The organism is Roseateles sp. GW821-FHT02E12 (assembly GCF_059421665.1).
The window spans coordinates 1,636,894-1,657,365 of the sequence record NZ_JBWKVK010000001.1; the positions used below are offsets into that span (position 1 = coordinate 1,636,894).

Annotated in this window: 23 protein-coding genes; 13 read left to right on the plus strand and 10 right to left on the minus strand. The window is 69.0% G+C overall.

The window, feature by feature from the left end; genetic code table 11:
• Window positions 1-8: 8 nt before the first annotated feature.
• From AC07V5_RS07850 to AC07V5_RS07860, 3 genes are read left to right on the plus strand one after another with little or no spacing between them, the layout of a single operon-like run.
• The gene (locus tag AC07V5_RS07850) at window positions 9-896 is read left to right on the plus strand and encodes an alpha/beta fold hydrolase (RefSeq protein ID WP_495115080.1); all 888 of its coding nucleotides are present in this window, start codon (window positions 9-11) and stop codon (window positions 894-896) included.
• The gene (locus tag AC07V5_RS07855) at window positions 896-1,984 is read left to right on the plus strand and encodes a tartrate dehydrogenase (RefSeq protein WP_495115081.1); all 1,089 of its coding nucleotides are present in this window, start codon (window positions 896-898) and stop codon (window positions 1,982-1,984) included. Before AC07V5_RS07850 ends, AC07V5_RS07855 begins: the two co-directional genes overlap by 1 nt.
• Window positions 1,981-3,033, plus strand: a complete 1,053-nt coding sequence (locus tag AC07V5_RS07860; RefSeq protein WP_495115082.1) for a homocysteine S-methyltransferase family protein — start codon at window positions 1,981-1,983, stop codon at window positions 3,031-3,033. The genes AC07V5_RS07855 and AC07V5_RS07860 overlap by 4 nt, the downstream gene beginning before the upstream one ends.
• 16 nt (window positions 3,034-3,049) lie before the next feature.
• Here AC07V5_RS07860 and AC07V5_RS07865 read toward each other — a convergent pair whose 3' ends face one another.
• Entirely contained in the window at window positions 3,050-4,420 is a 1,371-nt protein-coding gene (locus tag AC07V5_RS07865; protein WP_495115083.1) for a tetratricopeptide repeat protein, read from the minus strand.
• 152 nt (window positions 4,421-4,572) lie between these two features.
• Between AC07V5_RS07865 and AC07V5_RS07870 the strand changes: the two genes are divergently transcribed.
• From AC07V5_RS07870 to AC07V5_RS07885, 4 genes are all read left to right on the plus strand, one after another.
• Window positions 4,573-5,079, plus strand: coding sequence for a hypothetical protein (locus AC07V5_RS07870; protein ID WP_495115084.1), 507 nt, complete (start codon window positions 4,573-4,575; stop codon window positions 5,077-5,079).
• Between the two features lies 1 nt (window position 5,080).
• The gene (locus AC07V5_RS07875; RefSeq protein WP_495115085.1) at window positions 5,081-5,749 is read left to right on the plus strand and encodes a PspA/IM30 family protein; all 669 of its coding nucleotides are present in this window, start codon (window positions 5,081-5,083) and stop codon (window positions 5,747-5,749) included.
• A 170-nt stretch (window positions 5,750-5,919) separates the two neighbouring features.
• A complete protein-coding gene (locus tag AC07V5_RS07880; RefSeq protein WP_495115086.1) occupies window positions 5,920-6,546 on the plus strand; it encodes a YqiJ family protein in 627 nt (208 codons plus the stop codon).
• A gap of 13 nt (window positions 6,547-6,559) precedes the next feature.
• The gene (locus tag AC07V5_RS07885; protein WP_495115087.1) at window positions 6,560-8,260 is read left to right on the plus strand and encodes a flotillin family protein; all 1,701 of its coding nucleotides are present in this window, start codon (window positions 6,560-6,562) and stop codon (window positions 8,258-8,260) included.
• Between the two features lie 3 nt (window positions 8,261-8,263).
• On the opposite strand, the gene AC07V5_RS07890 is transcribed toward AC07V5_RS07885, so the two are convergent.
• Genes AC07V5_RS07890 through AC07V5_RS07900 form a run of 3 tightly spaced genes read right to left on the minus strand, consistent with a single transcriptional unit; the run spans window position 8,264 to window position 10,600 of the window.
• Window positions 8,264-9,466 (minus strand): hypothetical protein, encoded by a 1,203-nt coding sequence (locus AC07V5_RS07890; protein ID WP_495115088.1) that lies wholly within the window; start codon window positions 9,464-9,466, stop codon window positions 8,264-8,266.
• A 28-nt stretch (window positions 9,467-9,494) separates the two neighbouring features.
• On the minus strand, window positions 9,495-10,004 hold the full coding sequence (locus AC07V5_RS07895) for a hypothetical protein (RefSeq protein WP_495115089.1): 510 nt from the start codon (window positions 10,002-10,004) through the stop codon (window positions 9,495-9,497).
• Window positions 10,001-10,600 (minus strand): RNA polymerase sigma factor, encoded by a 600-nt coding sequence (locus tag AC07V5_RS07900; protein WP_495115090.1) that lies wholly within the window; start codon window positions 10,598-10,600, stop codon window positions 10,001-10,003. Before AC07V5_RS07900 ends, AC07V5_RS07895 begins: the two co-directional genes overlap by 4 nt.
• A 229-nt stretch (window positions 10,601-10,829) precedes the next feature.
• On the opposite strand from AC07V5_RS07900, the gene AC07V5_RS07905 reads away from it, so the two are divergent.
• From AC07V5_RS07905 to AC07V5_RS07925, 5 genes are all read left to right on the plus strand, one after another.
• The gene (locus AC07V5_RS07905) at window positions 10,830-11,243 is read left to right on the plus strand and encodes a VOC family protein (RefSeq protein WP_495115091.1); all 414 of its coding nucleotides are present in this window, start codon (window positions 10,830-10,832) and stop codon (window positions 11,241-11,243) included.
• Window positions 11,240-11,695 (plus strand): hypothetical protein, encoded by a 456-nt coding sequence (locus tag AC07V5_RS07910; protein ID WP_495115092.1) that lies wholly within the window; start codon window positions 11,240-11,242, stop codon window positions 11,693-11,695. Before AC07V5_RS07905 ends, AC07V5_RS07910 begins: the two co-directional genes overlap by 4 nt.
• Before the next feature lie 71 nt (window positions 11,696-11,766).
• Complete coding sequence (locus tag AC07V5_RS07915; protein ID WP_495115093.1) at window positions 11,767-12,912, plus strand: pyridoxal phosphate-dependent aminotransferase; 1,146 nt, start codon at window positions 11,767-11,769, stop codon at window positions 12,910-12,912.
• Between the two features lie 206 nt (window positions 12,913-13,118).
• Window positions 13,119-13,802 (plus strand): hypothetical protein, encoded by a 684-nt coding sequence (locus AC07V5_RS07920; RefSeq protein WP_495115094.1) that lies wholly within the window; start codon window positions 13,119-13,121, stop codon window positions 13,800-13,802.
• Between the two features lie 100 nt (window positions 13,803-13,902).
• The gene (locus AC07V5_RS07925) at window positions 13,903-14,583 is read left to right on the plus strand and encodes a type IV pili methyl-accepting chemotaxis transducer N-terminal domain-containing protein (RefSeq protein ID WP_495115095.1); all 681 of its coding nucleotides are present in this window, start codon (window positions 13,903-13,905) and stop codon (window positions 14,581-14,583) included.
• A 3-nt stretch (window positions 14,584-14,586) separates the two neighbouring features.
• Here AC07V5_RS07925 and AC07V5_RS07930 read toward each other — a convergent pair whose 3' ends face one another.
• On the minus strand, window positions 14,587-14,961 hold the full coding sequence (locus AC07V5_RS07930) for a MerR family transcriptional regulator (protein WP_495115096.1): 375 nt from the start codon (window positions 14,959-14,961) through the stop codon (window positions 14,587-14,589).
• A gap of 81 nt (window positions 14,962-15,042) precedes the next feature.
• On the opposite strand from AC07V5_RS07930, the gene AC07V5_RS07935 reads away from it, so the two are divergent.
• Window positions 15,043-15,447, plus strand: a complete 405-nt coding sequence (locus AC07V5_RS07935; RefSeq protein ID WP_495115097.1) for a hypothetical protein — start codon at window positions 15,043-15,045, stop codon at window positions 15,445-15,447.
• Here the strand turns inward: AC07V5_RS07935 and AC07V5_RS07940 are convergent.
• The 5 genes from AC07V5_RS07940 to AC07V5_RS07960 form a co-directional block, all read right to left on the minus strand.
• The gene (locus AC07V5_RS07940) at window positions 15,444-15,848 is read right to left on the minus strand and encodes an SRPBCC family protein (RefSeq protein WP_495115098.1); all 405 of its coding nucleotides are present in this window, start codon (window positions 15,846-15,848) and stop codon (window positions 15,444-15,446) included. The two genes, AC07V5_RS07935 and AC07V5_RS07940, sit on opposite strands and share 4 nt — an antisense overlap.
• A 3-nt stretch (window positions 15,849-15,851) precedes the next feature.
• Window positions 15,852-17,108: a Zn-dependent hydrolase gene (locus AC07V5_RS07945; RefSeq protein ID WP_495115099.1), complete on the minus strand. Its 1,257-nt coding sequence runs from the start codon at window positions 17,106-17,108 to the stop codon at window positions 15,852-15,854.
• 10 nt (window positions 17,109-17,118) lie between these two features.
• Window positions 17,119-17,472 carry a bleomycin resistance protein gene (locus tag AC07V5_RS07950; protein ID WP_495115100.1) on the minus strand — a complete coding sequence of 118 codons (354 nt, stop codon included), beginning with the start codon at window positions 17,470-17,472 and terminating at the stop codon, window positions 17,119-17,121.
• Between the two features lie 82 nt (window positions 17,473-17,554).
• Entirely contained in the window at window positions 17,555-19,003 is a 1,449-nt protein-coding gene (hydA, locus tag AC07V5_RS07955) for a dihydropyrimidinase (RefSeq protein ID WP_495115101.1), read from the minus strand.
• Window positions 19,000-20,466, minus strand: coding sequence for an NCS1 family nucleobase:cation symporter-1 (locus AC07V5_RS07960; RefSeq protein WP_495115102.1), 1,467 nt, complete (start codon window positions 20,464-20,466; stop codon window positions 19,000-19,002). The genes hydA and AC07V5_RS07960 overlap by 4 nt, the downstream gene beginning before the upstream one ends.
• Between the last annotated feature and the right edge of the window lie 6 nt (window positions 20,467-20,472).

The following is a 20,472-nucleotide window of genomic DNA, read 5'->3' on the forward strand; positions in this document are numbered from 1 at the left end:
TCGGTCCCATGTGGACCGACTTCCAAACTCACACCGCGCAGCGTGACGACGTCACGCTGTTCGCCCGCCAGGGCGGCCCGTCGGACTCCGGCAGGCCGCCCTTGCTGCTTCTGCACGGCCACCCGCAGACGATGGCGATGTGGCACCGTGTGGCACCCGTGCTGGCGCAGACCCGCCGCGTCGTGCTGATGGACCTGCGCGGCTATGGCGACAGCGACCGCCCGCCGGCCGGGGAAGGCAGTGCGGCCTACGCCAAGCGCGAGATGGCACTGGATGCCGTCACGCTGATGCAGTCCCTCGGCCACCAGCGATTTGCCGTGCTGGCCCACGACCGTGGCGCGCGCGTGGCGCATCGGCTGGCGCTGGACCACCCGCAAGTCGTCACGCGGCTGATGCTGCTCGACATCGCGCCGACGCTGGCGATGTACGAGGGCACGACCGAGGCCTTCGCACGCGCCTATTGGCACTGGTTCTTCCTGATCCAGCCCGCGCCGCTGCCCGAGCGCCTCATCGAGGCCGACCCTGTGGCCTATCTGCGCGACGGCATGGGCCGCCGCGGCGGCAGCTTCTTTGCGCCTGAGGCCTGGGCCGAGTACGAGCGCTGCATCGCCCGCCCTGGCACCGCCGCGGGCATCTGCGCCGACTACCGTGCCGGTGCGGGCATCGACCTGAGCCATGACCGTGCCGACCGGGACGCCGGACGGCGCGTCACCCAGCCGCTGCGCGTGCTGTGGGGTGCGAACGGCGTCGTCGGCAAGTGCTTCGAGCCGCTGAAGCTCTGGCAGGCCGCGGCCGACAACGTCACGGGCCACGCAGTGAACAGCGGCCACTACATCGCCGAGGAAGTGCCCGACGTGGTGCTGTCCGAGGCTGCTGAATTCTTTGGAGACGAGTGATGCAGAAGATTGCGGTTATCGCCGGTGACGGCATTGGCACCGAGGTCATGCCCGAAGGCCTGCGCGTGCTGCGCGCCGTGGCCGAACGCTTCGGCCTGCCGCTGCGCTTCGACGAATTCGACTTCGCGCACTGTCGCTACTACGAGCAGCACGGCCAGATGCTGCCCGACGACTGGAAGGAGAAGATCGGCGGCCACGATGCCATCTTCTTCGGCGCCGTTGGCTGGCCGGCCATCGTGCCGGACCACATCAGCCTGTGGGGCTCGCTGCTGAAGTTCCGCCGCGAGTTCGACCAGTACGTGAACCTGCGCCCGGCGCGGCTGCTGCCCGGCGTGCGTTCGCCGCTCGTCAACCGCCAGGGCCAGCCGCTCAAGCCTGGCGACATCGACATGTGGATCGTGCGCGAGAACACCGAGGGCGAGTACTCCAGCGTGGGCGGCCGCATGTACGCCGGCACCGAGCGCGAGATCGTCATCCAGGAGACGGTCATGAGCCGCGTGGGCGTGGACCGCGTGCTGCGCTTCGCCTTCGATCTGGCCGCCTCCCGCCCGCGCGCCAAGCTCACGTCGGCCACCAAGAGCAACGGCATCGCCATCACCATGCCGTACTGGGATGAGCGCGTCGAAGCCATGGCCGCGCAGTTCCCCGGCGTGGCCGTCGACAAATTCCACATCGACATTCTCTGCGCCCATTTTGTGCAGCGGCCGCAGCACTTCGACGTCGTCGTCGCGAGCAACCTGTTCGGCGACATCCTGTCCGACCTCGGCCCCGCCTGCACCGGCACCATCGCCATCGCGCCGTCGGCCAACCTGAACCCGACGCGCGAATGGCCCAGCCTGTTCGAGCCCGTGCACGGCTCGGCGCCTGACATCGCGGGGAAGGGCATCGCCAACCCCATCGGCCAGATCTGGGCGGGCGCGATGATGCTGGACTTCCTGGGCCACCGCGCCGCCCACGACGCCGTCATGGCGGCCATTGAGGCGGTCCTGGCCGACCCCGCCGCACCGAAGACGCCCGACCTCGGCGGCAGCGCCTCATGCGCCCAACTGGGCGAGGCCATTGCCCAAGCTGCGAAAATGGGCGCATGAAGTCCATCGCCTACACCCGCGCCCAAGGCCTGCCGGCCCTGCTCCAGCAACGCATTGCCGTGCTCGACGGCGCGATGGGCACCATGATCCAGCGCTACAAGCTGGTCGAGGCCGACTACCGTGGCGAGCGCTTCAAGGACCATCACAAGGACCTGAAGGGCAACAACGAGATGCTGATGTTCACGCGGCCCGACGTGCTCAGCGAGATCCACGAGCAATACCTCGCCGCCGGTGCCGACCTCATCGAGACCAACACCTTCGGCGCCACCTCCGTTGCGCAGGAAGACTACGACCTCGCCGGGCTGGCCTACGAGATGAACGTCGAAGCCGCCAAGCTGGCCCGCGCGGCCTGCGACAAGTACTCGACGCCCGACAAGCCCCGCTACGTGGCTGGCGCCCTTGGCCCCACGCCGCGCACCGCCTCCATCAGCCCCGACGTCAACGACCCCGGCGCCCGCAACGTCGACTTCGACACGCTGCGCGCCGCCTACTACGAGCAGGCCAAGGGCTTGCTGGAAGGCGGCTGCGACCTCTTCCTCGTCGAGACCATCTTCGACACGCTGAACGCCAAGGCGGCCATCTTTGCGCTGGACGAGCTGATGGAAGACACCGGCGAGCGCCTGCCCGTCATCATCTCGGGCACGGTGACCGACGCGTCCGGGCGCATCCTGTCCGGTCAGACCGTGACCGCCTTCTGGCACTCGGTGCGCCACGCCCGCCCCATCGCCATCGGCCTGAACTGCGCTCTCGGTGCCACGCTGATGCGGCCCTATATCGAGGAGCTGTCCAAGGTGGCGGGTGACGTGGCGGTGAGCTGCTACCCCAATGCCGGCTTGCCCAACCCCATGAGCGACACCGGCTTCGACGAGACGCCGGACGTGACGGCGCGCCTGGTGGGCGAATTCGCCCAGGCCGGCTTCCTCAACATCGCTGGCGGCTGCTGCGGCACCACGCCCGACCACATCGCGGCCATCGCCAAGGCCGTGTCGGCCTACAAGCCGCGCGTCAGCGGCGACAAGTTCTTCAGCGAGATGTTGGACGCGGCCTGACGCCGCCTGAGGCCGATCAAGCCGAGCGGCGCCCAGCCCAGCGCACCACCAGCCAGATGTTGATGAAGCCGCCCAGCGCGGGCAGCGCGGCCAGCGCCGTCACGATGCCGCGCATGGCGCCGCGCAGGCCCAGCGACGGCGCCACGGCGAACACGCCGCCTGCGCCGACGATCGACAACACCCAGGCCAGCGTGACGAAGCGTGAACCGCGCATGCCGGCCAGCAGCAGCACCACGAAGCTGGCCGCGCCGATCAGCAGTGCCACATGGCCCAGCCCGAATCCGCCGCCGGCGGGTTGCTTGGGCGCCTCGTTGCCGGCAGGGCGCGCGGTCTTGGGCGCTGCGCCCGGGCCGTGCTTGAAGCGCTCCACACCGGTATCCACCTGGCCCGCCAGCACCTTGCGCCGGCGTGCCGACAGCAGCGCCACCAACTGCCCCGGCTCGCCCAACTGCGCCGACAGCGCGAAGGACTCGGCCGTGCTGCCGGCCATGATGCCGGCGCTGCGCGCCTCCTCCACGTCGCGCCGCTGGGCCAGCAGCATCAGCGCGTTGGAGGCGACGAAGTCCTGCGGCACCTCGTTGCCTTCCCGGTAGGCCATGGCGAGGAAGTAGGCGGCCTGGCCATGGCCGCCCTCGGCTGCCAGCGCGAACCAGCGCAGCCGCTGCTTGGGATCCTTGGGCCGGCCGTCGCCGTTCTGGTAGCAAACGCCGAGGTTGAAGGCCGCCTCGGGAATGCCGGCCTGCGCGGCCTTCTCGAAGGCATTGGCGGCCTGCACGTAGTCGCGCGGCACATGGGCGCCGGTGATGTATTCGATCGCCAGGTCGTACCAGGCGTCGCGGTCGCCGCCCTCCGCGCGGCGGCGTAGCGCGTCCATGTCCGGCGCCGGGCCGGTGGGGGCGGGCGGCGGCGGTGCGGCGGGTGCGTCGCCCACCAGGCTCAGCTCGGGCGGCGGCCCACCGGCGCGCCACTGCGCCAGGCGCCGGTCCAGCACGGGCTTGAGCAGGTCGAAGTTGGCCCAGGTGTCCGGCACGCTGCAGATGTCGTCGGTGTCGTGGCCGGTGCTGGGGATCTGGCTGTCGAACACCCGCGCGTAATCGTGGTGGAAGTCCTTCTCGTAGTAGTTCGCCGTGAAGGCATTGCCCTCGGCGTTGAACTCCATGTCGGTCAGCTTGCCGTCGCACAGGTCGGACAGCAGGTTGGCGCCCGTCAGCTGCCGGGTCTTGGTGGCCGCAACGGCCCGCATCCAGCTCTCGTCTGCCGCTTCATCGCGGGTCAGGCCGGCGTGCACGGCCCAGGCCAGGTACATGCCGCTGTGGGTGTTGGCGGCGTGGTTGTCGAGATCCGTCTCGAAATTGAGGAAGAAGTACTCCGAGTCGTCGTATTTCATGCGGGAGAACGTGGCGAGCGGGTGGCGGAGAGTGGGCGGGAGGGGTGACGAAAGTTTCTCCGGAATCCGACATGCCAAGAAGGTAATTGTTGACATGTGAATTCAAACGAATACATTTGAGTTCGTTCGAACTCATTTGAAGGCGGTGCCTGATGGCGACGCAGACGATCACGATGGAGCCGCTCTCGGCGCGCATCCCGAGCGACCTCTACCTCTGGCTGGCCCAGCTGCAGGTGGAAGGCGCCACGACCAACAGCGACAAGCTGCGCGTGCTGCTGGGCCAGCTCAAGCGCCAGCACGACGGCGCGTTTGACTACGTGGCCGCCCACGCCTGGGCGCGCGAGCTGACGCACCGGCTGCGCGAGGCCATGGTGCGCATCGAAGGCAGCGAGGGCCGGCACTCGGAGGTGCTCAACCTCCTGGTGGAGCAGGTCACGACGCTGATGGCCCTCGTCATCAGCGGTGCTCCCGCCACCGCCGACGACGCGGCCAAGCTGGAAGACGCGCTGGTGCGCCGCGCCGCGCTGCTGAGCGAATCCCTGCTGCGCCAGGCCACGACGAGCGCCGCGCATGCCTTTGACCCCGGGGTGGTGCGCCGCCACCTGGGCACCACCGTCGAGCTGGCCTCGGCGCTTCAAACCACCACCCAAGGAGGCTGACATGACCGATTCCCTGAAGACCCGCGTGGGCCGCGTGATCGCCGGCGGCATGCACGCCTTGCTGGACAAGATCGAAGACCTGAATCCCCAGGCCGCCATGGAGCAGGCCGTCCGCGAGGCCGACGGCGTCATCGACGAGGTGCGGCATGAGCTGGGCCTTGTCATCGCCAACCGTCATCTGGCGCAGCAGCAGCACGCCAAGCTGAACCGCGGCCACGAGGACCTGAGTGACCAGATCGCCCAGGCGCTGACGGCAGCGCGCGAGGACCTGGCGCGCGCCGCCGTGTCGCGGCAGATCGACATCGAGGCGCAGATCCCCGTGCTGGAGACGACGCTGGCCGACCTGGCGCGGCAGGAGCAGGAGCTGCAGGGCTTCACCGCCGCGCTGCTGGCCAAGAAGCGCGAGATGCAGGAGGCGCTGGCCGAGTTCCGCCAGAGCCGCGCGGCGACCGAGTCGGCCGCGCAGCCTCAGGGGCAGTCCAACGTCGAGCAGCGGCTGGGCAAGGTCGCCGATGCCTTCGACAAGATCTACCAACGCCAGACGGGCCTGGACGGCACGCAGCGCGCCGGCACCCTCGACCAGGCCGCACGCCTGAGCGAACTGGAGCAACTGGTGCGCGACCACAAGATCGCCGAGCGCATGGCGCAGATCAAGGCCGGCCAGGCATGAAGTGATGGGCCCCTCGTCCAAGACTTGCCTTGGCCGGTCCCCCGAGGGAACGGCGATGCTTGCGGCATCGAGCCGCAAGCACATCGCCATCGCGGGCCGGCTTGGGAGCGGCCCGGCGCTCGGCCCGAAACTCGCTCGCTCCGACTTGCATCTGACAGGACACTCCTGAAATGAATCTGTTCACGTCACCCGAGACCCTGCCCTTCGGCGTCGCCGTGGCGCTGATCGTGGCGATTGCGCTGCTGGAGGGCCTGGGCATGCTGATCGCGCTCAGCCCCAGCAACCTCATCGACCACTGGCTGCCCGACCACCCGGTCGAGACGGGCACGGACAAGGTGCTCGGCTGGCTGCACCTCGGGCGTGTGCCGGCGCTGGTGTTGCTGCTGCTCTTCCTGCTGGGCTATGCGCTGTTCGGCTATGCGCTGCAGAAGGTGGCGTTCAACCTGCTCGGCGGCTTTCTGCCGGCGTGGCTGGCGGGCCTGCTGGCCGTGCCGCCGGCGCTGGCCACGGTGCGCGGCCTGGGTGCCCTGGTGGCGCACATCGTGCCGCGCGACGAGACCAGCGCCGTCAGCGAGCAGTCGCTCGTTGGCCGCGCGGGTGTCGTCAGCGCCGGTGCGGCGCGCCGCGGGCTGGCCGCGCAGGCCCGGGTGCGAGACGCCCATGGGCGCATCCACTACCTGATGGTGGAACCCGACCTGGACGACGAAGTGTTTGAAGAAGGCGCACAGATACTGATCGTGCGCAAGCTGGGGGCGTTCTACCGCTGCATCGCCAACCCCCATCCCAACCTGATTTGAGGGAGACAAAAGCATGGACAACCTGATCCAAATCTCCGGCATCGCCGGTATCGCGCTGCTCGGTCTGCTGACCATCGGCTTCGTCTTTGCGCGGCTGTACAAGCGCAGCACCAAGGAGCTGGCCTTCGTGCGCACCGGCCTGGGTGGGCAGAAGGTCATCATGGACGGTGGCGCCATCGTGCTGCCGGTGTTCCACGAGCGCGTGCTCGTCAACATGAACACGCTCAAGCTCGAAGTGCTGCGCCGCGAGCGCGAAAGCCTCATCACCAAGGACCGCATGCGCGTGGACGTGACGGCGGCCTTCTTCGTGCGCGTTCAGCAGACGGAAGAAGCCGTCAGCACCGCCGCGCAGACGCTGGGCTTGCGCACCATGAGCCCGAACGAGCTGAAGGCACTGGTGGAAGACAAGTTCGTCGACAGCCTGCGCGCCACGGCCGCGACGATGACCATCCAGGAGCTGCAGGACAAGCGCCGCGACTTCGTGCAGGCGGTGCAGAACGCCGTGGCCGAAGACCTGGAGAAGAACGGCCTGGAGCTGGAGTCCGTCTCGCTGACCAGCCTGGACCAGACCGACAAGCAGTTCTTCAACCCCAACAACGCCTTCGACGCCGAAGGCCTGACGCGCCTGACCGAGCAGACCGAAGCGCGCCGCAAGCAGCGCAACGACGTCGAGCAGGACACCGAGGTGCAGGTGCGCACCAAGAACCTCGAAGCCTCGCGCCTGAAGCTCACCATCGAGAAGGACCAGGAGTTCGCCTCGCTGTCGCAGAAGCGCGAGATCGAGATGGCCCGGGCCGAGCAGTCCGCGCAGATCGCGTCGCAGCAGGCCGAGCGCACCCGCGAGGCCGAGACGGTGAAGATCGAAGCCGAACGCCAGGTGGGCCAGCGCCGCATCGAGGCCGAGCGCGAGATCAAGGCCGCCGAGATCGAGAAGACGCTGGTGATTCAGACGCGCGAGATCGAGCAGGAGCGCCAGACCGAGATGAAGCGCGCCGAGCAGCGCAAGCAGGTCGAGATCGCGCGCCAGGACACGCAGATCGCCATCGCCACCAAGTCACGCGAGCAGTCGGAAGCCGACGCCGCCGCCAACCTGGCCCGTGCCGAAGCCGTGAAGGCCGAGGAAACCGTCAACACCGCGCGCCAGGTGGCCGTGGCCGAACGGGACAAGGCCATCCAGCTCATCGAAGCCAGCAAGGACGCCGAGCAGAACGCCATCGCGGTGAAGGTGTCGGCCTCCGCCGAGAAGGAGGCGGCCATCGACCGCGCCGAGGCACTGACCATCGAGGCCAAGGCCAAACAGGCTGCGGCCATCGCCGAAGCCGAAGGCCGCCGCGCCATCAACGACGCGCTGAACACGCTGTCGGCCGCTCAGGTTGAACTGCAGGTGCGCACCCAGCTGCTGCAACAACTGCCCGCCATCCTGGCGGAGGCGGTGAAGCCGATGGAGAAGATCGACTCCATCCGCATCGTGCAGGTCAACGGCATGCCCGGCCAGGGCCAGGGTGGGAGCGGGGAAGGCGGCGGCGCCGCGAACGGCGCCACCTTCCCCGAGCAGGTCATGAACTCGGCGCTGCAGTACCAGATCGCCAAGCCCATCGTCGATGCGGTGATGCACGACGCGGGCCTGTCGAATCAGGGCATCACGGGCATTGCGCAGAACCTGGCCAGCATGTTGAAGCCGGTGTCGACGCCCCCGGCGGCGCCTGCGGACTGACCCTCAGGACGCCCGCGTCGGCGCACTCGGGGCATTCGTCGCAGGCTTGGCGCTGCGGCGCGGGCTCTCGCTGAACTCGGCCGGGGGCTTCATCAGCGCCGGGTCGGGTTCGCCGCGCTTGATCTTCTCCAGCCGGTAGTTCTGCTCGCCCACGCGCGGGTCGGCATCGCGGCTCTGCACGGTCAGCATCAGGTCGGGGCTGCGCCAGACCTCGCGGCTGCTGACTATTGCGCGCTCGTTGCCGATCTTGCCGGCCTCCAGCGTCCAGGTCGTGCGTTCGCCGGTGACCTTGACCCCGTCGATCTCCTTGGGCGCCAGCGCCGTCGTCACGCCGCCTTCGCGCGGCAGCATGGGGCCGGGCAGCAGCAGCGGCATGGGCGGTACCGGCGGTGTGGGCGCAACCATGGGCACGGGCGGGGCCGGCATGGCAGGCGGTGCGGGCAGTTCGCTGGCGCGGATGACACGCAGCTCACGGCGGCGTTCCACGGCGCTGGCACCCGGTGCGGTTGGCATCACCAACTCCTGCTCGATGACGATGCCTGGTTCGCCAGCCATCGCACGGCCGCGGACGCGCTCGGCATCCACGCTGCGTGCGCGCTCGGCGACGCGGGCACCCCATTCCTTCCAGCGTGCGGCCTGCTCCTTCATGCGCTCGCCCCACTCCTGCATCGACGCCTGCCAGGCGGCATGCGCCGCGGCGTCGGCGCCGGGCGCCCAGGCGGCGTTGCCGCGCAGGCGCTGCACACGCTTCTCGTCGGGGTAGATGACCCAGCTCTCCTTGGCCACCGGGTCGTTCAGGTAGATGACCTTGGGGCCGCCCTCGCGCTGCACCTCGCGCCGCGTGCGGCCCTCGCCGTCGCGGCAAAGCTGGCTCTCCTGCTTGCGCACGATGCGGTTGCCGTCGCCCAGAGGCTGGATGTTTTCGTGCACGGCCGTGGCGCAGTAGGGCGCGCCGCGCACGACGCGCTCGCTCTCCAGCTCGCGGCCGGCAAAGGCCAGGGCCTGGTTGCCCAGGGCCAGTTGCCTGGGCAGCTCGGCCAGCACACGGTGGATCTCGCGCTCGGCCTCGCGTTGCGCCTCCCGCTGGACATTACGCTGCTCATCCAGGATCTGGCGCTGCACGTCGCGCTGGGCGGTGTCCGCCTCCAGCGCACAGGCCGAGGCCGTGAGCGCGCACAGCGCCAGGCTCATCAGGGGCTTCTTCATGATCGGGTCTCCATCAACAACAGGGGCATCAGTTCAGGATCCGCACGGCCAGCACCTGGCCGCTCGGGTTCAGCATCAGCTCGGCACGCACCGTCTCGTCGGCGCGAGCGGCGTCAAAGGGCAGGCCCAGCAGGGCCAGGCGCTCGCGTGGCAGCTCGGTGGGCTGCAACCAAACGGCGGCGCTGCGTTCGGCCGCCAGCGCGGCGCGGAACTCACGCTCGGGCACCAGCGGAATGAAGCCGCTGCCTGCTGCCGCTGCGTAGGCGGCCTGGGTGCCGGGCGGGTCCAGCAGCAGGAGGGCGCTCAGCAGCAGGGCCGCCGTGGCGCCGAGGGCGCCGCTGCCCCAGGCGAGGCGGCGCAGCCAGTGCGGCTGGTGGGCTTCGGCAGTCTCGGCAACCAGGCGGCGGGCGCGCAGTACGTGCTGCTGCTCGGTCAGGCGGGCCAGCAGCGTGGCGTCCTGCTCCGCGTCGGGCTGGAGCTTGGCGAACTCCGTGCGGGCCGGCAGCAGCCAGGCCGGGGTGTCGTTGTGAATGCTCATGATCGGTCTCCCACGGCCAGCAGGTCGGCCAGGCGCTGGCGGGCGCGGTGCAGGCGGGTGCGCAGCACGTCGGTGCTGACGCCGGCAATCGCGGCGGCGTCCTCGTAGCTGCGCTCCTGCAGGTCCACCAGCACGATGGCCTCGCGCTGCGGCCAGCTCAGGCGCCGGATGGCGGCCCAGAGGCCGTCCTGCTGCTGGGCCTGGTTCAGGCGGGCGTCGCTGGCCGGCATGGGCTCGGCGGCTTCGTCGGCGTCCAGCGAGTCGTCCAGCGGCACATGCCGGCGCGCGTCGCGCCACTGGTTCAGCAACTGATGCCGGGCCATGCCGGCCAGATAGGCACCCAGCGAGCCGCGCCCGGCGTTGAAGGATTGCGGACCGCGGAGCAACTGGGCAAAGGCCTCCTGCACGGCGTCCAGCGCCGTGGCTTCGTCGCCGGCCAGTGCCAGGGCGTAGCGGTAGACGGAACCGCTCTCGCGCCGGTACACCAGGGCCAGCGCGTCGGCGTCGCCGTTGGCCACGCGGGCCAGCAGGGCGGCCTCGTCACCCAGCGCCGAGGCGGCTGGGGCGACAAAGCCGAGGCGGGTCAGCCAGCTCATGTCAGCGGCGCCCGGCCGCCCGAAACCGCTGACGCGCGCCCTCGGGGGGCGGCGAGCCTTGCGAGCATGGGGGCGATTCCAGGGCAGCATGGGGTGAGGGCCTGCGGGAGTTGCATGCCTCTATTGAGCGCGGGGGCACCTCTTCGTTACTCGGGACAAACCCGTCGTCACTTTCGGCATGGGCGCGCCGCGGCATGATCCTCACTGCTCTAAAACAGGAGACCGCCGGATGCTGAAGCTGCAAGGCATCGACCACCTCGTGCTGCGCGTCATCGACCTCGACGCCATCACCCGCTTCTACGTCGACGTGCTCGGCTGCGCCATCGAGCGCCGCCAGGACGAGATCGGCCTCGTGCAATTGCGCGCCGGCCACTCGCTGATCGACCTCGTGCCGGTGGACAGCAAACTCGGCCGCATGGGCGGCGCGGCGCCGGGCGTGGAGGGGCGCAACATGGATCACTTCTGCCTGCGCGTCGAGCCCTTCGACGCGCAGGCCATCCGCGCCCACCTCGCGGCGCATGGCGTGGAGGCCGGCCAGCCTGAGAGCCGCTACGGCGCCGAAGGCGAGGGGCCGTCCATCTACCTCAGCGACCCCCAGGGCAATGTCGTCGAGCTGAAGGGCCCGCCGGGGCCGGTGCAATGAAGCCGCTGACCCGTGCTGTTTTCTGGGGCGGGCTGGTTGCCGGTACCGGCGACCTCGTCTTCGCGCTGAGCTACTACGGCATGAAGCTCAAGGTGTTCCAGACCGTCGCCGCCGGCCTCATCGGCCGCGAGGCGGCCTTCGGCGGCGGGCCGGCCACGTTCGCGCTGGGCGTGGCGCTGCACTACGGCATCGCGCTGATCTGGGCCGGCCTGTTCTGCGCGGTGGCGCTGCGCCTGCCCGCGCTGCTGCGCAACGCGACCGCCGCGGGCCTGGCCTACGGCTTCGTCGTCTACTTCGGCATGAACAACGTGGTGCTGCCGCTGTCGGCTCTGCACACGCCGTTCTGGCCGCCCAAGCTGGATGCGGCGGCGATTGCGGCGCATTGCTTCGTGTTCGGCTTGCCGATTGCGCTGGCCGCGCGGCGCCTGTTGCTGGGGCCGCCCGTGCGCTGACGGCGAACGCATCTGCTTATGCGTGCGCCGTATAAGTGCGTCGCGCATAGGCGCCGGCAGAATCGCTCTCCATGCCCGCCTTGCCCACCAAGCTGCCCAATACGGGCACCACCATCTTCACCGTCATGTCGGCGCTGGCCGCCGAGCATGGCGCCGTCAACCTCGGCCAGGGTTTTCCGGACTTCGGTGCCGACCCGGCCCTGCTGCAGGCCGTCACCGACGCGATGGCGGCTGGCCACAACCAGTACCCGCCGATGACCGGCGTGCCGGCGCTGCGCCAGGCCGTGGCCGCCAAACTGAACGCGCTCTATGGCTCGGCCTATGACGCGGACCGCGACATCACGATCACCGCGGGCGGCACGCAGGGGTTGATTACCGCGCTGCACAGCTGCGTTGGCGCGGGCGACGAGGTCATCATCATCGAGCCCGCCTACGACAGCTACGACCCCGCCATCCGCCTCGCCGGCGCTGTTCCCGTGGGCGTTCCGATGACGCTGGACTACCGCATCGACTGGCCGGCCGTGCGCGCCGCCATCACGCCGCGCACGCGGGCGCTGATGCTGAACACGCCGCACAACCCCAGCGGCCGCGTTGCGACGGCTGAGGACCTGCGCGAGCTGGAGCGGATCGCTGAAGCGCACGATCTCTTCGTCGTCAGCGACGAGGTCTACGAGCACATGGTGTTCGACGGCGCGCCGCACGAGAGCGTGGCGCGCTACCCCAGGTTGGCTGCGCGCAGCTTCCTCGTCAGCAGCTTCGGCAAGACCTTTCATGTGACCGGCTGGAAGGTCGGCTTCGTCGCCGCACCGCCGGCGTTGTCAGCGGCCTTTCGCCGCCTGCATCAGTACACGGTGTTCACGGTCCACACGCCCACGCAGCATGCGATCGCGGCCTACCTCGCCAACCCGGCGCCGTGGCAGGGGCTGAGCGATTTCTACCAAGCCAAGCGCGACAGCTTCCGCGCCGCGCTGGCCGCCACGCCGCTGAAGCTGCTGCCCTGCGAGGGCACCTACTTCCAGACCGTGGACTACAGCGCCGTGTCCGACTTGCCCGAGCTGGACTTCGCCAAATGGCTGACGACCGAGATCGGCGTCGCGGCCATCCCGCTGTCGGTCTTCTACCAGCAGCCCCAGGAGAGGCGGCACGTGAGGTTCTGCTTTGCGAAGCGGGATGAGACGCTGGCCGAGGCGGCCAGGCGGCTTGCGAAGCTGGCATGAGCGTCGACGCGAAGCAGCAGGCTGAAGACCTGCATGAGCAGGCGGTGGCCTTGGATGGTGGCGACGACGATCAGGCACTGCGCCTGTACCACGAGGCCTAGCGGCTGGACCCCGAGCGCCCATCGACGCTCTACAACATCGGCCTCATCCACAAATACCGCGGCGAGTGGCTGGAGTCGCTGGACTTCAACCGCCGTGCCGTCGAATTGCGCCCCGATGACGAGGCCTCGAACTGGAACCTGGCCATCGCCGCGACGGCGCTGTGCGACTGGGCGACGGCCCGAGCCACCTGGCGGCGCCTGGGCATCGAGGTCGCGGACGGCGACGGGCCCATCGAGGACGACTTCGGCAGGACGCCGGTGCGTTTGAATCCCGATGGTGAGGGCGAAGTGGTCTGGGGCCGCCGTGTCGACCCGGTCCGCGTGCGCATCGAGAACATTCCCTATGCCGGCTCGGGCTATCGCGCCGAGGACATCGTGCTGCACGACGGCGCCCCCACCGGTACGCGGACTTCGCGAGGGCGTGAGTACGACGTATTCAACGTGCTCCAGTTGCATATGCCGTCGCGTATGACAACTTTCGAGCTGGAAGTGGATGTCGATTCATCCGCCGGCATCGAGGCCCTTGATGAAGCCTTGGCGGTGGCGGGAGCGCATGTCGAGGATTGGACTTCCAACGTTCGCGTGCTCTGCAAAGCCTGCAGCGAAGGCACGCCGCACGATCACCATGACCAGGAGGGCGGCAAGGACGACAGCTGGGCCACGCGGCGCGTGCTGGGGGCCGCCGCTAAGGATGAGGAGGCCTTGCGCGCGGCGCTGGTGCGTTGGGAAGCGCGTGGACGCCGTGTAGTCAGTCTGGAAGCGGCGTTGACACCGCCGACCTCGAACTGAGGAGGCTGCGCTGGCACGCCCCGTGCTAACCCTAGGGTAGGCAGGACCGGTATGCCCGCCGCGGGAGGCGCCGGTCGTGACCCAGCTCACGGAGGAAGCCATGTTGCACCATCAGCGTGCGGTGCCCGATGCACGAAAAGCGGGGGCCGCGCCCAAACAAACGGCAGGCGAGGTCTTTGGCAAGTTGATCAACCTGTCAGGCCGGCGCCGCTTCACGTCGCAGCGCCTGGTGTTGTTCGCGGTGCTGGCCTTGCAAGGCCGCGAAGGCGCGCTTGCCACGGCGCACGATGCACTGGCGACCTTCCGCGAGGCCCACCGCTCGCTGACCGAAGGCGAGCTGTCGCCCCGTGCGCTGGGGGGCGAACTGGAGCAGGCCTATTTCGGCGCCGACCGTGCCGATGAGCGCATCGGCGGCTTCATTGAGCTGGCGCAGCGCGCACTCAATGCCATCGCCGCCGAAGCCCGCAGCGCGCCCGGCCTGCTGGAGGAGCTGGTGGAAAGCGTCACCCCGCTGCTGGCCGTGCTGAACCGGTTGACCCAACTCTACGAAGACCTTGCCCGCCAGCAGGCCGCAGCGGCCAAGAAGCAGCTCACGTCGGTCATGGGCGACATCGAGACCATTGCCAAGCATGCCCGCATCGTGTCCTTCAATGCCCAGGTCGTGGCTGCGCGCGCCGGCGACTCGGGCCGTGAGTTCGCCGTTGTGTCGGGCGAGCTGACGCAGATCACCGGCAAGCTCGACGGCCTCGTGCGCGAGGCGGTGCGCAGCGCGGTGGCCTGAGCCTCAGGCCACCGGGCGCAAGGGGCAGCTGGCGCCGGTCTCGGGCGTGTCGGCCAGCCGGTTGGCCAGCTCACCGCGCAGCCCCTGCAGTGCCGCAATGCGCTCGTCGATGTCGGCCAGCTTGCGGGCCAGCGTCGCGCGCAGTGCCGGCCCGGCGTCTTCGCCCTGGGCCAGCAAAGGCAGGTCGGCCGCGATCTCGGCGAGCGTGAAGCCCAGCTGCTGGGCCGTGCGCACATAGGCCAGCCATTGCACGGCCTCCTCCGGGTAGTCGCGGTAGCCGTTGTCGGTGCGACGGGCCTGCAGCAGTCCGCGCTTCTCGTAGAAGCGCAGGCTGTCGCGGCTCAGGCCGGTCAACGTGGAGAGGGGGCCGATGCGCATGGAGGTCGTGGAGAAAGGGCTTGACCCTGGAGTGTGGTCCAGGGTCGAGCATGTGGGCACTCCCTTCATTCTTGCCTCTTCATGCCCACCTTCAGCACCCCTGGTTTCCTGCGCGTCGTCTGGTTCAGCGCGCTCTACGACTTCATCGTCACCGCACCGTTCGCGACGCCCTGGACCTTCGAGATGAACCGCGCCCAGCTGAGCACGATCAACCAGGCCCTGGGCGGCCAGTCGCTACCGGCGTTTGATCCGGTGCAGACGCTGTTCGCGCTGCTGATGGGCAGCATCGTCCTTGTCTGGGCGGTGCTGAGGCTGCGCGGGCCGACGGTGCAGCTCGGTCGCTACGACGCAGCAGGGCGGCTGTTGTTCGGTCTGTGGATGGGCTGGGCTTGGTGGCAGTCGGGCGCACCGGTACTGCTGCTCTTCATCCTGCCGGAGCTGGCCTGGGCGGTGGTGCAGGCCTGGCGGGTGGCCAGTGATCGCTAGCCTTGTTCCAGCAGCGCTTTCAGTGTCTGCAGGTCGGCCTGCATCAGGCCAGCGTCGTGCTCGAAGGTGGCGTCGTCCATCTCGGGTTGGCGGAACAGGCCCAGCATGACCTCGCTGCCGTTCCCGTTGGGCATCACGCGCAGCGGCACGTAGACCTCGCTGCCGTCAGCCAGGATGACCGTGTGATCGGCCACGCCGAAGGCATTGCGCGGCGCGAAGCGCAGGCCGACGGTGCCGGCGCCTGTGACGACTTCCCAGTGCTCACCCGAGCGGCGCACACCCTGGCCCAGCCCCTTCGCCCACCGGGGCAGATTGAGCGGGTCGCCGACGAAGTCGTAGGCCTTGTCCGCCGCCACGGCGATGGACACGCTCAGGTAGCGGATGGGCTTGCAGTCGTCCACGCTTCAGCCGGCGCGTTCAAGCATCGCCTGCAGCAGCACATTGCACCCCGCCTCGATGTGCTCGGGCTTGGCGTCCTCGATCTCGTTGTGGCTGATGCCGTCCTTGCAAGGGATGAAGATCATGCCGGCCGGGGCGAGACGAGCCATGTAGACGGCGTCGTGGCCGGCGCCTGACACGGCGCGCATGTTGCTGTAGCCCAGCGCGTCGGCGGCCTTCTGAACGGCGGCGATGCAGTCGGCGTGGAAGGGCTGGGCCGGGTAGGCGCTGACGGGCGTGATCTCGATGGGCAGGCCACTCTCGGCACTCAGCTTGGCGGCCACGGCGCGGATGTCGGCGTCCATGGCTTCGCACAGCGCGTCGGTCGCGTTGCGCAGGTCGATGCTGAATTTGACGCGGCCCGGGATGACGTTGCGGCTGTTGGGGTGCACCTGCACCATGCCCACCGTGCCGCGGCCATGCGGCGGATGGCGGTGGGCGCAGGCCACCACTTCCTGCATCAGCTTGGTGGCCACCTGCAGCGCGTCTTTGCGCAGCGCCATGGGCGTGGGGCCGGCGTGGGCTTCCATGCCGGTGACGACGCAGTCGTACCAGCGGATGCCCAGCACGCCGGTGACGACGCCGATGGTCTTGTCATGGTCTTCCAGCACCGGGCCCTGCTCGATGTGGGTCTCGAAGTAGGCGCCGATGGCGTGGTCGCCGGGCACCTGGCTGCCGATGTAGCCGATGCGCTCCAGCTCGCCCTTCACCGTCTTGCCTTCGGTGTCCGTCGCCGCGTAGGCATGTTCCAGCGTGAAGGCCTTGGCGAACACGCCCGAGCCCATCATGACGGGCACGAAGCGCGAGCCTTCCTCGTTGGTCCAGAACGCGACCTCGATGGGCGCCTCGGTCTCGATGCCATGGTCGTTCAGCGTGCGCACGACCTCGATGCCGGCCAGCACGCCGTAGTTGCCGTCGAACTTGCCGCCGGTAGGCTGGGTGTCGATGTGGCTGCCGGTCATGATGGGCGGCAGGCTGTTGTTGCGGCCCGCGCGGCGCATGAAGCCGTTGCCGATTTGGTCGATGGTGACCGTCATGCCGGCCTCGCGCGCCCAGCGTGTGACGAGGTCGCGACCCTGCTTGTCGAGGTCGGTCAGCGTCAGGCGGCAGACGCCGCCTTTCTGGGTGGCGCCGATCTGCGCCAACTCCATCAGCGAGTCCCAGAGGCGCTGGCCGTTGACGCGCAGTTGAGTGATGTCGGGCTTGGTGGTGGGCATGTCCATGGTGGACTCCTCAGAGCTTCGTGCCGAAGCGCAGTTTGTTGTGGTCGGGGTCGACGAGCAGGAACTCGCGCACGCCCCAGGGCATGTCTTCGATGGGCTTGACCGCTTTCACGCCGCGCGCGGTGAAGGCGGCGTACGTCGCGTCGGCGTCCGGCACCCAGAAATAGACCGCACCGCCGGGCTGGCAGTCGCCGGCGTGGCCGGTCAGGAACAGCGTCTGGCCCTCGCGCGTGATCTGCAGAAAGAGTGGTAGGCCAGGCTCGAACTGGTGCTGCCAGTCGACGCTGAAGCCGAGCTGGTCGAGGTAGAAGGCCTGGCTGCGTGCGGCGTCCGTCATGCGCAGCTGAGGGATGACGGTTTGCATGGTCAGCGGCGCCCGGCCGCCCGAAGGCGCTGACGCGCCCCCTCGGGGGGCAGAGAGCGAAGCGAGCGTGGGGGCTCTATGTTCATCGGGCGACGGCGGTGGGTGCCAGGTCGTGGGCGCGCTTGGCTGCGGCGTCGAACTGCGGGCCGAACGGCGGGCGCTTCAGGTAGCGGCCCTTGCCCTGCTCGGCGCGCAGGTCGCCGCGGGCGAACACGACGCGACCTTGGGCGATGGTGTGGCTGGGAATGCCGCGCACGGTGCGGCCCTCGAAGATGTTGAAGTCGTTCTTCGAGAACTGCGTCTTGGCGGACAGCGTCTTGGTGCCGGCCGGGTCCCACAGCACGAGGTCGGCGTCCGATCCTTCAGCGATGACGCCCTTGCGCGGGTACATGTTGAAGAGCTTGGCGGCGTTGGTCGAGGTCACAGCGACGAACTCGCTGGGCGTGAGGCGCCCGGAGTTGACGCCCGCATCCCACAGCACCGCCATGCGCTCCTCGACACCGCCGCAGCCGTTGGGGATCTGGGCGAAGTTGTCCTTGCCGGCGGCCTTCTGCTCGGCGCAGAAGGTGCAGTGATCGGTGGCGGTCGTGTGCAACTGGCCCGACTGCAGGCCGCGCCACAGGAACTCCTGATGGATCTTGGGGCGGAAGGGCGGGCTCATCACGTAGGCGGCGGCCTTCTCGAACGACGGGTCGCGGTAGACGCTGTCGTCGATGAGCAGGTGGCCGGCCAGCACCTCACCGTAGACGCGCTGGCCGCGGGCGCGGGCACGCGCAATCGCTTCGGCGCTCTCGATGCAGCTGACGTGCACGATGTAGATGGGCACGCCCAGCACGTCGGCAATCGCAATGGCGCGGTTGGCGGCTTCGCCTTCCACCATCGGCGGGCGGCTCAGCGGGTGGCCCTCGGGGCCGGTGATGCCCATCTTGGCGACCTCGGCCTGCAGCAGGTAGACCAGCTCGCCGTTCTCGGCGTGCACGGTGGGCATGGCGCCCAGTTCGAGCGCACGCTTGAAGCTGTTCACCAGCGTCTCGTCGTCGCACATGATGGCGTTCTTGTAGGCCATGAAGTGCTTGAAGCTGTTCACGCCTTCCTCGCGCACCAGCGTGCCCATGTCGTCGCTGACGCTCTTGTCCCACCACGTCACGGCGACGTGGAAGGCGTGGTCCGCCGCGGCCTTCTCGGCCCAGCCGCGCCAGGTGCGGTAGGCCTCCATCAGCGGCTGCTGCGGGTTGGGGATGACGAAGTCGATGATGCTCGTCGTGCCGCCCGCCAGCGCGGCCGCGGTGCCGCTGAAGAAGTCGTCCTGCGTGACCGTGCCCATGAAGGGCAGCTGCATGTGGGTGTGCGGGTCGATGCCGCCCGGCAGCAGGTACTGGCCGGTGCCGTCGAGCGTCGTCGTGCCGGCAGGTGCCTCGCGCGCCGCGCGGTCGCCGATGGCCGCGATGCGGCCGTCCACACACAGCACGTCGGTGCGGGATTCGGCGTCGGCGTTGACGACGACGGCGCCGCGGATCAGAAGGGAAGTCATGTCGCGTTCCTCGCGAGTTGCGGTTGCACCTTGCCCGCCATCAGCGCACCGTAGATCACGGCGGCCAGGCCCAGGCCGACGAACCAGGCGTAGGTGTAGATCAGCTTGAAGGCCGGTGCCACGTCAGGCACGGCGGTGGGGAAGGCGGCGTTCATGAAGCCCGGCACGTTGGGCAGCACGCCCAGGATGAAGGCGATGATGGCGGCGCGGTTCCAGCCGCGGTGATAGCGGTAGCTGCCGTGCTCGCGGTAGAGGTCTTCCACCACCAGCTCCGTCTTGCGCAGCAGGTAGTAGTCGACGATCAAGATGCCGGCCACCGGCCCCAGCAGCGCCGAGTAGCCGATGAGCCACGTGAAGATGTAGCCCTGCGTGGACTCCAAAATCTTCCACGGCATCATGACGATGGCCAGGCCCGCCGTGAGGATGCCGCCCAGCTTGTAGCTGATGCGCCCGGGCGCCAGCGCTGAGAAGTCGTAGGCCGGGCCGACGAGGTTGGCCGCGAGGTTGACGCTGACGGTGTCGATCAGCAGCACGATGAGCGCGATCAGCACGGCGGCGCCCGTCATGCGGCTGGCCAGGTCCACCGGGTCCCACAGCGCCTTGCCGTAGATGACGACGGTGGCCGAGGTGACGAACACCGCGAGTGCTGCGAGCAGGCCCATCGGCAGCGGCAGGCCGATGGCCTGGCCGACGAGCTGGTCGCGCTGCGTCTTCGCAAAGCGCGTGAAGTCGGGGATGTTCAGCGCCAGCGTCGCCCAGAAACCCACCATCGCCGTCAGCGACGGCCAGAACACCGCCGAGAACTGGCCGGCCTTCTTGCCGCCTTCGACGAAGGCCGAGGGCTGGTCGAGGATGGGGCCGAAGCCGCCGGCCTTGTCCCAGGCCCACCACAGCAGCACGAAGCAGATGACGATCTTGATCGGCGCGGTGTAGGTCTCGAGCTTGCGGATGGCCTCGATGCCGTGCACGACGAACCAGAACTGCAGTGCCCAGAACAGCAGGAAGCAACCGAACTGTGCGGCGCTGATACCCAGCACCGGCAGCGGGGCGCCGCTGAGTGGCTGGCCCAGCAGCACGCCGGCCAGCGTGTAGATCATCTGGCCGCCAAACCATGTCTGGATGCCGTACCAGCCGCAGGCCACCAGCGCGCGCAGCAGGGCCGGCAGCCGCGCACCCTGCGTGCCGAAGGAGGCCCGCGCCAGCACCGCATACGGGATGCCGTACTTGGCGCCCGCATGGCCGATCAACAGCATGGGCACCAGCACGATCAGGTTGCCCAGGAACACCGTGCCCACCGCCTGGCTCCAGCTCATGCCCGACTCGATGAGGCTGGCCGCCAGCGTGTACGCCGGGATGCACATGACCATGCCCACCCACAGCGCCGCGAAGTGATACCAGCGCCAGGTCCGCTGGGCGGCCGTCGTGGGAACGAGATCGGGATTGCTCAGCGTCGGGTCATTCATGGGCAG

What these genes read in the sequence shown, in the direction of transcription:
- AC07V5_RS07850 (WP_495115080.1), top strand. Translation starts at nt 9, where the DNA reads ATGTGGACCGACTTCCAAACTCACACCGCGCAGCGTGACGACGTCACG.
- AC07V5_RS07855 (WP_495115081.1), top strand. Translation starts at nt 896, where the DNA reads ATGCAGAAGATTGCGGTTATCGCCGGTGACGGCATTGGCACCGAGGTC.
- AC07V5_RS07860 (WP_495115082.1), top strand. Translation starts at nt 1,981, where the DNA reads ATGAAGTCCATCGCCTACACCCGCGCCCAAGGCCTGCCGGCCCTGCTC.
- AC07V5_RS07865 (WP_495115083.1), bottom strand. Translation starts at nt 4,420, where the DNA reads ATGAAATACGACGACTCGGAGTACTTCTTCCTCAATTTCGAGACGGAT.
- AC07V5_RS07870 (WP_495115084.1), top strand. Translation starts at nt 4,573, where the DNA reads ATGGCGACGCAGACGATCACGATGGAGCCGCTCTCGGCGCGCATCCCG.
- AC07V5_RS07875 (WP_495115085.1), top strand. Translation starts at nt 5,081, where the DNA reads ATGACCGATTCCCTGAAGACCCGCGTGGGCCGCGTGATCGCCGGCGGC.
- AC07V5_RS07880 (WP_495115086.1), top strand. Translation starts at nt 5,920, where the DNA reads ATGAATCTGTTCACGTCACCCGAGACCCTGCCCTTCGGCGTCGCCGTG.
- AC07V5_RS07885 (WP_495115087.1), top strand. Translation starts at nt 6,560, where the DNA reads ATGGACAACCTGATCCAAATCTCCGGCATCGCCGGTATCGCGCTGCTC.
- AC07V5_RS07890 (WP_495115088.1), bottom strand. Translation starts at nt 9,466, where the DNA reads ATGAAGAAGCCCCTGATGAGCCTGGCGCTGTGCGCGCTCACGGCCTCG.
- AC07V5_RS07895 (WP_495115089.1), bottom strand. Translation starts at nt 10,004, where the DNA reads ATGAGCATTCACAACGACACCCCGGCCTGGCTGCTGCCGGCCCGCACG.
- AC07V5_RS07900 (WP_495115090.1), bottom strand. Translation starts at nt 10,600, where the DNA reads ATGAGCTGGCTGACCCGCCTCGGCTTTGTCGCCCCAGCCGCCTCGGCG.
- AC07V5_RS07905 (WP_495115091.1), top strand. Translation starts at nt 10,830, where the DNA reads ATGCTGAAGCTGCAAGGCATCGACCACCTCGTGCTGCGCGTCATCGAC.
- AC07V5_RS07910 (WP_495115092.1), top strand. Translation starts at nt 11,240, where the DNA reads ATGAAGCCGCTGACCCGTGCTGTTTTCTGGGGCGGGCTGGTTGCCGGT.
- AC07V5_RS07915 (WP_495115093.1), top strand. Translation starts at nt 11,767, where the DNA reads ATGCCCGCCTTGCCCACCAAGCTGCCCAATACGGGCACCACCATCTTC.
- AC07V5_RS07925 (WP_495115095.1), top strand. Translation starts at nt 13,903, where the DNA reads ATGTTGCACCATCAGCGTGCGGTGCCCGATGCACGAAAAGCGGGGGCC.
- AC07V5_RS07930 (WP_495115096.1), bottom strand. Translation starts at nt 14,961, where the DNA reads ATGCGCATCGGCCCCCTCTCCACGTTGACCGGCCTGAGCCGCGACAGC.
- AC07V5_RS07935 (WP_495115097.1), top strand. Translation starts at nt 15,043, where the DNA reads ATGCCCACCTTCAGCACCCCTGGTTTCCTGCGCGTCGTCTGGTTCAGC.
- AC07V5_RS07945 (WP_495115099.1), bottom strand. Translation starts at nt 17,108, where the DNA reads ATGGACATGCCCACCACCAAGCCCGACATCACTCAACTGCGCGTCAAC.
- AC07V5_RS07950 (WP_495115100.1), bottom strand. Translation starts at nt 17,472, where the DNA reads ATGCAAACCGTCATCCCTCAGCTGCGCATGACGGACGCCGCACGCAGC.
- hydA (WP_495115101.1), bottom strand. Translation starts at nt 19,003, where the DNA reads ATGACTTCCCTTCTGATCCGCGGCGCCGTCGTCGTCAACGCCGACGCC.
- AC07V5_RS07960 (WP_495115102.1), bottom strand. Translation starts at nt 20,466, where the DNA reads ATGAATGACCCGACGCTGAGCAATCCCGATCTCGTTCCCACGACGGCC.